Annotated in this window: 7 protein-coding genes and 5 tRNA genes; 11 read left to right on the forward strand and 1 reads right to left on the reverse strand. The window is 64.4% G+C overall.

The features are described from left to right. The 11 genes from EGJ34_RS15825 to EGJ34_RS15875 all read left to right on the forward strand — a co-directional run bounded on the left by EGJ34_RS15825 (position 1) and on the right by EGJ34_RS15875 (position 9,996). Positions 1-76, forward strand: a tRNA-Lys gene (locus EGJ34_RS15825). A gap of 326 nt (positions 77-402) precedes the next feature. Beyond that, positions 403-478: transfer RNA gene (locus tag EGJ34_RS15830), tRNA-Lys, on the forward strand. Between the two features lie 430 nt (positions 479-908). Next, positions 909-993, forward strand: a tRNA-Leu gene (locus tag EGJ34_RS15835). Positions 994-1,225: 232 nt separating this feature from the next. Continuing rightward, the gene (gene tig, locus EGJ34_RS15840; RefSeq protein ID WP_125361471.1) at positions 1,226-2,521 is read left to right on the forward strand and encodes a trigger factor; all 1,296 of its coding nucleotides are present in this window, start codon (positions 1,226-1,228) and stop codon (positions 2,519-2,521) included. A 69-nt stretch (positions 2,522-2,590) separates the two neighbouring features. Further along, a complete protein-coding gene (clpP, locus tag EGJ34_RS15845; RefSeq protein ID WP_125361472.1) occupies positions 2,591-3,217 on the forward strand; it encodes an ATP-dependent Clp endopeptidase proteolytic subunit ClpP in 627 nt (208 codons plus the stop codon). A gap of 126 nt (positions 3,218-3,343) precedes the next feature. Further along, on the forward strand, positions 3,344-4,633 hold the full coding sequence (gene clpX, locus EGJ34_RS15850) for an ATP-dependent Clp protease ATP-binding subunit ClpX (RefSeq protein WP_125361473.1): 1,290 nt from the start codon (positions 3,344-3,346) through the stop codon (positions 4,631-4,633). 141 nt (positions 4,634-4,774) lie between these two features. Then, on the forward strand, positions 4,775-7,228 hold the full coding sequence (lon, locus tag EGJ34_RS15855; RefSeq protein WP_125361474.1) for an endopeptidase La: 2,454 nt from the start codon (positions 4,775-4,777) through the stop codon (positions 7,226-7,228). A 204-nt stretch (positions 7,229-7,432) separates the two neighbouring features. Next, positions 7,433-7,705: an HU family DNA-binding protein gene (locus tag EGJ34_RS15860; RefSeq protein ID WP_125361475.1), complete on the forward strand. Its 273-nt coding sequence runs from the start codon at positions 7,433-7,435 to the stop codon at positions 7,703-7,705. An 11-nt stretch (positions 7,706-7,716) separates the two neighbouring features. Next, positions 7,717-7,791 (forward strand) — tRNA-Val (locus EGJ34_RS15865). Between the two features lie 30 nt (positions 7,792-7,821). Further along, positions 7,822-7,898, forward strand: a tRNA-Asp gene (locus EGJ34_RS15870). Between the two features lie 121 nt (positions 7,899-8,019). Beyond that, positions 8,020-9,996 (forward strand): peptidyl-prolyl cis-trans isomerase, encoded by a 1,977-nt coding sequence (locus EGJ34_RS15875; protein ID WP_125361476.1) that lies wholly within the window; start codon positions 8,020-8,022, stop codon positions 9,994-9,996. 203 nt (positions 9,997-10,199) lie between these two features. On the opposite strand, the gene EGJ34_RS15880 is transcribed toward EGJ34_RS15875, so the two are convergent. Continuing rightward, positions 10,200-10,461, reverse strand: a 262-nt coding sequence (locus EGJ34_RS15880) for a LysM domain-containing protein (RefSeq protein WP_148100511.1), incomplete at its 5' end; no start/stop codon positions are given.

Consider the following 10,461-nt stretch of genomic DNA (forward strand, 5'->3'; position numbering starts at 1 on the left):
GGGCTGTTAGCTCAGTTGGTAGAGCAGTTGACTCTTAATCAATAGGTCCAAGGTTCGAATCCTTGACAGCCCACCAAGACAGAAGCCGCCGGATACGTCCGGCGGCTTTTTTCTTGTCTGCGATCACGCATTGCGCAGCCACGCAGGGCGTGGCATCTACGTGCGGTGTGATGCGGCGGCCGGTCGGCACGACGCGCGTGGCGCGTCGCTGCGGGCGATGGGGTACGGGGGTGGTCGGCACGAGGTGCATGCTGGCCAGGTAGGGTCGCTCGACAGACGACCACCGATATCGCCTCCGGGTTCTTCAGGGCAGGGAGCCCTGATCGGAGCGGGCCTTCCATCATTCACAAAAACGCTTGCAACCCGATGTCGCAATGCGCCATAATTCGCCTCCCGATTTTCGGGCTGTTAGCTCAGTTGGTAGAGCAGTTGACTCTTAATCAATAGGTCCAAGGTTCGAATCCTTGACAGCCCACCAAGACAGAAGCCGCCTGGTCCGCCAGGCGGCTTTTTTCTTGCCTGCGCTCTGGCATCGCGCAGCCACGCGGGGCGTGGCTCTACGAGTGGCGAGGTGCCTGATTGTTGGGCAACGCATGGCACGACGCGCATGGCGCGTCGCTACGCGGTGCGGGGGTGATGCGGTTGGCGCGACGCGCATGGCGCGTCGCTACGCGGCGCCGGTTGGGTAGAGTCGGTCGATAGACGACCGCCGATAGCCTGTCCCGGTGCGTTGACGCATGGTTCCTGCCGAAGTGACGCTGTCGGCATGGCGCTCCGTTCCCCTGTCATGCGTCAAAGAACGTGGAGCCGATACCGGCCGTCGTCTGTCGATCGACGCTACCAGCAGGCAAGCCATGCGCCGCCGGTCGAGCGTCCGGCCGCCCACTTCCCCTATAATCCCGCCCTGCGCGAAAGTGGCGGAATTGGTAGACGCCCTGGATTTAGGTTCCAGTGCCGCAAGGCGTGGGGGTTCGAGTCCCCCCTTTCGCACCACAGACCCGGCTGGGGGCCGGGCTGTCCGAGGGTACGTCCCGCCTGGCGGGAGACGGCTGGCCAACCCTGAACGGGCGGCTGGATTGGCGCTTCCGGCCCTGTGCTGGCGGCGCTGCCCGGAATCGGCCAAACTACAGGGCTGCGGCGGGATTGTGCGTCCACGGCCCCGTCTCCAAAACCCGTTTCATTCACATCAGTGCCGGGGGCCGCGCCACCGGTGGCAGGAGTCAACATGCAAGCTTCGATCGAATCCACCGGCAATCTGGAACGCCGCCTGACCTTCTCGCTGCCGGAAGACCGCCTGCAGACGCACATCAGCGGCCGCCTGGGCGAAATCGCCCGCACCGCGCGCATCAAGGGCTTCCGCCCGGGCAAGGTGCCGGCCAAGGTGATCGAACAGCGCTTCGGCGCGCAGGTGCGCAATGAAGCGCTGGACGGCCTGCTGCGTGAAACCTTCGATGCCGTCGTGCGCGAGCACGAGCTGCGCATCGCCGGTGCCCCGCGCATCGACAAGGGCGACGAAGGCGAGTTCTCGTTCGTGGCCACCGTGGAGCTGATCCCGGACTTCGGCGACGTGGACGTCAGCAAGCTGACCGTCGTGCGTCACACCGCCGAGATCTCCGATGCCGACATCGACCAGATGATCACCAACCTGCGCGAACAGCGCCGCAGCTGGAGCCCGGTCACCCGTGGCGCGCAGGAAGGCGACCTGGTCGCGCTGGAGACCTTCTCCCAGGCCGGCGATGAGCGCCTGCCGGCCGAAGGCACCGAAAAGGGCAGCGTGGTCATCGGTCAGGGCATGATGTTCGACCAGATCGAAAAGGGCCTGGTCGGCCTGGCCAAGGGCGAAGAAAAGACCCTGGACGTCGAATTCCCGGCTGACTGGCGCGTGCCGGCCCTGGCGGGCAAGCAGGTCAAGGTCACCGTGAAGGTCGTCGACGTGTCCGAGCCGGTGCTGCCGGAAGTGGACACCGACTTCATCAAGAGCTTCGGCGTGAAGGGCGGCGACCTGGAACAGTTCCGCAAGGACATCCGCGCCAACCTGGAGCGCGAGCTGAAGGGCGCGCTGATGAACCGCCTGCGCCGTGAAGTGGGCGAGCAGCTGATCGCCGCCTATGCCTCGGTGGAAATGCCGCCGCGCCTGGTCGAGAACGAAGCCCGTGCCATGCTGGCCCAGCAGGTCGAGCAGATCCGCCGCAGCGGCCGCAACCCGGGTGACGTGCCGGCCGACGCGCATGAGGGCTTCAAGGACGCCGCTGCCAAGCGCGTGCTGGTCGGCCTGCTGGTCGGCGAAGTGGCGCGCAGGAACGACCTGCGCCTGGACCCGAAGCGCCTGAACGAAACCATGCGCCTGATCGCCTCCACCTACGAAGAGCCGGAGCAGGTCATTGAGATGTACCGCAACGACCCCCAGCTGATGAGTGGTCTGCAGAACCGCGTGATGGAAGAGCAGGTGATCGACTGGATCGCCGAGCGCGCCCAGCACACCGAGCAGGCCCTGTCGTTCCAGGACGCCATCCGCCAGTAAGCGGTCGGCGTCACCGGCCCCGCGCTCCGGCGCGGGGTGTTATTCCCCTACTCAATAGGTGCCCCAGTAATGGACAACGTAACCAAAGCCCTGAACATGGTGCCGATGGTGGTCGAACAGACCAGCCGCGGCGAGCGCGCCTATGACATCTATTCGCGCCTGTTGAAGGAGCGTCTGATCTTCCTGGTCGGTCCGATCGACGACCACATGGCCAACCTGGTGGTGGCGCAGCTGCTGTTCCTGGAAGCGGACAATCCGGAAAAGGACATCAGCATCTACATCAACTCGCCGGGTGGCGTGGTTACCGCGGGTATGGCCATTTACGACACCATGCAGTACATCAAGCCGGACGTGAGCACCATCTGCGTCGGCCAGGCTGCCTCCATGGGCGCGCTGCTGCTGGCGTCGGGTGCAGCCGGCAAGCGTTATGCGCTGCCGAACTCGCGCGTGATGATCCACCAGCCGCTGGGCGGCTTCCAGGGCCAGGCCACGGACATCGACATCCATGCCCGTGAAATCCTGACCCTGCGTTCGCGCCTGAACGAAGTGCTGGCCAAGCACACCGGCCAGTCGCTGGAAACCATTGCCCGCGACACCGAGCGCGACAACTTCAAGAGCGCGGCCGACGCCATGGCCTATGGCCTGGTGGACCAGGTGCTGGAACGTCGCCCGGAAGAGTCGATCACCCCGGCGTAAAGGCACTGCCAGACCGGGCAACCGGTCTGTTTCCGCGGGGTCGGGCTGGACTGGTGTCCACCCGGCCCTGTGCTATTCTCGAATCGAACCCCCGTTCAGCGGGTGGGGTAACTGGGTAAGCGAAGCATGAGCGAAGACCGCCAAGGTCGTTCCACGGACACCGGCAAGATCCTCTACTGCTCCTTCTGCGGAAAGAGCCAGCATGAGGTGCGCAAGCTGATTGCGGGCCCGAGCGTGTTCATCTGCGATGAGTGCGTGGAGCTGTGCAACGACATCATCCGTGAGGAACTTGAGGAAAAGGCGCAGTCGGCGCGCAGTTCGCTGCCGAAGCCGCGCGAGATCCTCGAGGTTCTCGACCAGTACGTCATCGGCCAGAACCGCGCCAAGCGCACGCTGGCGGTGGCGGTGTACAACCATTACAAGCGCATCGAGAGCCGCCAGAAGAACGACGACGTCGAACTGGCCAAGTCGAACATCCTGCTGGTCGGTCCGACCGGTTCGGGCAAGACCCTGCTGGCTGAAACCCTGGCCCGCCTGCTCAATGTGCCGTTCACCATGGCCGACGCCACCACGCTGACCGAAGCCGGTTACGTGGGCGAGGATGTGGAGAACATCATCCAGAAGCTGCTGCAGAAGTGCGACTACGACGTCGAGAAAGCGCAGCAGGGCATCGTCTACATCGATGAAATCGACAAGATCTCGCGCAAGAGCGAGAACCCGTCGATCACCCGCGATGTGTCCGGCGAAGGCGTCCAGCAGGCCCTGCTGAAGCTGATCGAAGGCACCGTCGCCAGCGTGCCGCCGCAGGGCGGCCGCAAGCACCCGCAGCAGGAATTCCTGCAGGTCGACACCAAGAACATCCTGTTCATCTGCGGCGGCGCGTTCGCCGGGCTGGACAAGGTGATCCAGGCCCGTTCAAACGACGCCGGCGGCATCGGCTTCGGGGCCAAGGTGAAGAGCGCCGAGCGCAAGCAGGAAGTGGGCAAGGTACTGGCCGAAGTCGAGCCGGAAGATCTGATCAAGTTCGGCCTGATTCCGGAGTTCGTCGGCCGTCTGCCGGTCGTCGCAACGCTGGAAGAACTCGACGAAGCAGCCCTGGTCAGGATCCTGACCGAGCCCAAGAACGCCATCACCAAGCAGTTCAAGAAGCTGTTCGAGATGGAGCACGTCGAGCTGGAGTTCCGTCCGGACGCCCTGTCGGCCATTGCCCGCAAGGCGCTCAAGCGCAAGACCGGTGCCCGTGGCCTGCGTACCATCGTCGAATCGGTCCTGCTGGACACCATGTACGACCTGCCTTCGGCCGAAAACGTCAGCAAGGTGGTGGTGGATGAATCGGTGATCGAACACAAGTCCGAGCCTTACCTGATCTACCAGACCCCGCCGGCCCCTGAACAGAAGGCGGCCGGCGCTGAATAATCATTCAACCGTTTGAATTGAATGAATTTTTCCAGTGCAGCTTGCATCCTGATGCCGATGGCCCCATAACGGGGCCATCGGCTTTTTTGTATCCGGGTGAAGCTGCCCGGAGGCCATCCCCACTGTTCCATTGGAGCCCCTATGGCCCGTTCCCCAAGTGAGACTCTCGACCTGCCGGTTCTGCCGCTGCGCGACGTGGTGGTGTTCCCGCACATGGTCATCCCGCTGTTCGTCGGTCGCGACAAGTCCATGCATGCCCTGGAGCAGGCCATGGTCGCCGACAAGCGCATCCTGCTGCTGGCGCAGAAGTCGGCTGAAACCGACGATCCGGCGGCCGCTGACCTTTACCAGGTCGGCACCCTGGCCCAGGTGCTGCAGCTGCTGAAGCTGCCCGACGGCACCATCAAGGTGCTGGTCGAAGGCCTGGCGCGCGTCAACGTCACCCAGGTCACCGAGCGCGACGGCGCGCTGCACGGCGTGGGCCAGGAAATCGAATCCGACGACGCCCGCGAACCGCGCGAGGTCGAGGCCATCGCGCGTTCGCTGATGTCGCTGTTCGAGCAGTACGTCAAGACCAACCGCAAGCTGCCGCCGGAACTGCTGCAGACCCTTTCCGGGATTGATGAGCCGGCGCGTCTGGCTGACACCATCGCCGCGCACATCAGCGTGCGTCTGGCCGACAAGCAGCGCCTGCTGGAAACCCTGCAGACCAGCGAGCGGCTGGAAATGCTGGTCGGCCTGGTCGACGGCGAAATCGACGTGCAGCAGATGGAAAAGCGCATCCGCGGCCGGGTGAAGTCGCAGATGGAAAAGAGCCAGCGCGAGTACTACCTCAACGAGCAGATGAAGGCCATCCAGAAGGAACTGGGCGACCTCGACGACGCGCCCGGCGAGATGGACGAACTGGCCCGCAAGATCGCCGAGGCCGGCATGCCCAAGCCGGTGGAGGCCAAGGCCAAGGCTGAGCTGACCAAGCTCAAGCAGATGTCGCCGATGTCGGCGGAAGCGGCCGTCGTGCGCAACTATCTGGACTGGCTGCTGGGCGTGCCGTGGAAGAAGCGCACCAAGGTCCGCAAGGACCTGAAGGTCGCCCAGGACACGCTGGACGCCGACCACTTCGGTCTGGACAAGGTCAAGGACCGCATCCTGGAATACCTCGCGGTGCAGTCGCGGGTGAAGCAGATGAAGGGGCCGATCCTGTGCCTGGTCGGTCCCCCTGGCGTGGGCAAGACCTCGCTCGGCCAGTCCATCGCCAAGGCCACCAACCGCAAGTTCGTGCGCATGTCGCTCGGCGGCGTGCGTGACGAAGCCGAGATCCGCGGCCACCGTCGTACCTACGTGGGTTCCATGCCGGGCCGCATCGTGCAGAACCTCAACAAGGTCGGCAGCAAGAACGCGCTTTTCGTGCTCGATGAGATCGACAAGATGTCGATGGATTTCCGGGGTGACCCGTCCTCGGCGCTGCTGGAAGTGCTCGACCCCGAGCAGAACAACACGTTCAATGACCACTACCTGGAAGTGGACCTGGACCTGTCCGAAGTGATGTTCGTGGCGACGTCCAACTCGCTGAACATCCCCGGCCCGCTGCTGGACCGCATGGAAGTGATCCGCATCCCCGGCTACACCGAGGACGAAAAGCTCAACATCGCCATGCGTTACCTGGTGCCCAAGCAGCTCAAGGCCAATGGCCTGCAGCCGGAGGAACTGGAGATCGCCGGCGACGCCATCCAGGATGTCGTGCGCTACTACACGCGTGAGTCGGGTGTGCGCAACCTCGAGCGCGAAATCGCCAAGATCTGCCGCAAGGTGGTCAAGGAAATCGCGCTCGCCGGCCCGCAGCCGGCGGCCAAGGCGAAGAAGGGCGCGCGCAAGGCCAAGGCGCTGGTCACGGTCAACAGCAGGAACCTGGACAAGTACCTCGGCGTGCGTCGCTTCGACTTCGGTCGTGCGGAAGAGCAGAACGAGATCGGCCTGGTCACCGGCCTGGCGTGGACCGAGGTGGGTGGCGACCTGCTGCAGATCGAATCCACCCTGGTCCCGGGCAAGGGCGCGCTGATCCTGACCGGCCAGCTTGGCAACGTCATGAAGGAATCCGCTTCGGCGGCCCTGTCGGTGGTGCGCTCGCGCGCGGTCGGCTTCGGCATTGATCCGGAGTTCCTGCAGAAGCACGACGTGCACGTGCACGTGCCCGACGGTGCCACCCCCAAGGACGGCCCCAGCGCCGGCATCGCCATGGTCACCTCACTGGTGTCGATGCTGACCAGGGTGCCAATCCGGGCTGATGTCGCCATGACCGGTGAAATCACCCTGCGTGGTCGGGTCACCGCCATCGGTGGGCTCAAGGAAAAGCTGCTGGCCGCCCTGCGCGGTGGCATCCGCACCGTGATCATCCCCGAGGAGAACCGCAAGGACCTGGCTGACATTCCGGCCAACGTCACCCGTGACCTCGAGATCGTGCCGGTGAAGTGGATCGAAGAGGTGCTGGACATCGCCCTGGAGACCCCGTTGACCCCGAAGAAGGCGAAGAAGTCCAAGCCGCCGGTCGCTGTCCGCAGCCGCGGCAAGACAGCTTCCAACGCGCGCGTCAAGCACTGACGCGCGTTGCTGAATCCTCTGAAACCCGCGTCGTTACAGGCTTTTCAGCTTGCGTGGGGTAGGGGGCACTGGTATAAAAGCACCACTCGCAAGTGAGCACATTGCTGACTGGAGCGAACCCATCACTGGCATCCGGGCCGCACAACGGGATCGGATGCTTCATTGTCGAACACGCGGAAATCCCCGCCAAAGGAGCTGTACAGAATGAACAAGACCGAATTGATCGACGCCGTGGCTGAAACCGCCGACCTGACCAAGGCCGAAGCCAACCGCGCCGTCGATGCAGTCGTTGCTGCCGTCACCAAGGCACTGAAGAGCGGCGACGCCGTGACCCTGGTGGGCTTCGGTACGTTCCAGGTGCGCGACCGCGCTGCCCGTACCGGCCGCAACCCGAAGACCGGCGACACCATCAAGATCGCTGCTTCGAAGAATCCGTCGTTCAAGGCTGGCAAAGCCCTGAAGGATGCCGTAAACTAAGCGGCTTGCTGGGGTGCTTAGCTCAGCGGTAGAGCGTCTCCTTTACACGGAGAGGGTCGGGGGTTCGAAACCCTCAGCACCCACCAGGCACTGCCAGTAGTGGTTTTTGAAAGTGTGGAGCGGTAGTTCAGCTGGTTAGAATGCTGGCCTGTCACGCCGGAGGTCGCGGGTTCGAGTCCCGTCCGCTCCGCCAACTTTTGAAAGCCCCTGGTGCAAGCCAGGGGCTTTTCTTTTGCGCGCAAGGCAGGGCAGTTGGGGCGTGGCGCGAAGCGGGTTACACTGCCGGGCTCGCCAATCAGGCCTTGATTTCACTCATGCTGCAGAAACTCCGCGACAAGACCTCGGGCTGGATCGTCACCGTGATCCTGGGGCTGCTGATGATTCCCTTCCTGTTCGTGATCGACAACAGCTACCTCGGTGGCGTTGGCGCACAGAACGTGGCCAAGGTGTCCGCTCCGCCGACCTGGTGGCGCTCGGCTCCGGGCTGGTGGCCGATGTCGCTGCTGTGGGAACACCACGAGATCAGTGCCAACGATTTCCGCACCCGCTTCGAGCAGGCGCGCATGCAGGCACGTTCGCAGCAGGGCGAGGACTTCGACCCGCGCAAGTTTGAAAGCACCGAGAGCAAGCTGGAAGTGCTGGACCAGATGATCGACGAACAGGTCATGCGCCTGTCGGGCGAGCAGGCTGGCCTGGTCATCAGCGACGCCGCCGTGCGCGAAACCATCGCGTCCATTCCCGCGTTCCTCGACCAGAACGGCAAATTCGACGGCAACCAGTACCGTGCGATGCTGGCCGCCGGCAATCCGCCGCGCACGCCGGCGCAGTTCGAGACGCAGGTGCGTGACAACCTGCAGACCGCGATTCTGCCTTCGGCGCTGCAGGGTTCGGGCTTCGTGACCGCCGCCGATGCCGACCGCCTGATGAAGCTGCTGGGTGAAACCCGCGACGTCGAGCTGGCGGCACTGCCGCCGGAAGAAGCGGCCGAACCGGCCGAGGTCACTGACGCGCAGATCAAGCAGTGGTATGACGGCCACACCAAGGACTTCCGCCAGCCTGAAACCGTCAGCCTGGAGTATGTGGAGATCAATGCAGCCAACCTGCCGGCCGCCACCGCCGCCGACGATGCCACGCTGCGCAAGCGCTATGCCGATGAAAAGGCGCGCTTCTCCACCCCGGAAACCCGTCTGGCCTCGCACATCCTGATCGCCGCTGATGCCGGCGACGCTGCTGCGGTGAAGGCGGCCGAACAGAAGGCGACCGCGCTTGCCGCCCAGGCCAAGGCACCGGGTGCGGACTTCGCCGCGCTGGCCAAGGCCAATTCCGACGACACCGGCTCCAAGGAAGGCGGTGGCGATCTGGGCTGGGTGGAACGCGGTGTCATGGTCAAGCCGTTCGAAGACGCGCTGTTCGCCATGAAGGCCGGCGAGATCACCGGCCCGGTCAAGTCCGAGTTCGGTTACCACGTGCTGCAGCTGCGCGAGGTCAAGGGCGGCCAGGAACGTCCGTTTGAGGAAGTGCGTGATCAGTTGGCCGCCGAGCAGCTCAAGGCCGACACCGAGGGCAAGTTCAGCCAGCTCAGCGGCCGCCTGGTCGACGAGGTCTACAAGAATCCGTCCTCGCTCACGGCGGCGGCAGAGACCCTGAAGCTTCCGGTGCAGACCGTCGGCCCGTTCACCCGCGAAACCGCCAGCGGCATAGCGGCCAATCCGGCCGTGCTGCGCGCGGCGTTCTCCGACGTGCTGACCCAGGACGGCACCGTCAGCGACCCGATTGAAATCGCGCCGAACCACAACGTGATGATCCGCGTTACCGACCACAGTCCGGAACAGGCCCTGCCGCTGGACAAGGCCCGCGACCAGGTCATCGCCGCGATCCGCGCCGACCGTGCCCGTCAGGCTTCGGAAAAGGCGGCTGACGCGGTACTGGCCAAGCTCAAGGCCGGACAGACCCTGCAGGCCGTCGCGGCAGAGGACAAGCTGCAGGTCAGCCCGCTGCCGGGCCTGCCGCGCACCCAGCCGGTGCCGACCCCGGAAATCAACCGCGCCATCTTTGCCGCCGCGCATCCGGCCGACGGCAAGCCTACCTACGGCAAGGTCGAAGTGCAGGGCCGCTATGTGGTCTTTGCAGTCAACAAGGTCACGCCGGCCAATCTGGAAGACGTGCCCGCCGAGCAGAAGCAGCAGTTCAAGCAGCAGCTTGAGCAGATTGACGGTCTGTCGGCCGCGGAGGACTTCGTGAAGACCGCCCGCAAGCGTTTCAAGGTGCAAACCGAAGAGGCGAACCTTTAAGGGTTCGCCATCGGTAGCGCCGGCCGTTGGCCGGCCCACGCGAAACTAAAAAGGCCCGGCATTGCCGGGCCTTCTGTGTTGGGTGAACTTCAACGTCGGTGTGAATGCGACGGCCGCAATGTACGGGCCTTCGGACGGTGGTGCCGCGCTGCGCGCGGTTGCCGACTAATAGTCGGCGCTACCGTCGAACGGTGACCCTGCCATCAATCTTCTACGCGCAACACCGCACCCGGCTTCAACACGCTGCTGCCGGTGAGATTGTTCAACGACAACAACGCCTTCAGCGGCATCCCATAGCGCTTGGCGATCGTCCATGCCGACTCGCCGTTGCGCACCGTGTGCCGGCGTGCGCGTGGGCGATCGGCGGCACTGGCCACGGTGCGCGAGGTTGCCGGTGTGCCCGGACGGGCGGTAGCGAGGTCGGTCGCCGGCGCGTCCACCTGCGCCACCGCCACCGTGGTATCC

It is taken from the genome of Stenotrophomonas sp. 278 (assembly GCF_003935715.1).
GTDB classification, from domain to species: Bacteria; Pseudomonadota; Gammaproteobacteria; order Xanthomonadales; family Xanthomonadaceae; genus Stenotrophomonas; species Stenotrophomonas maltophilia_AH.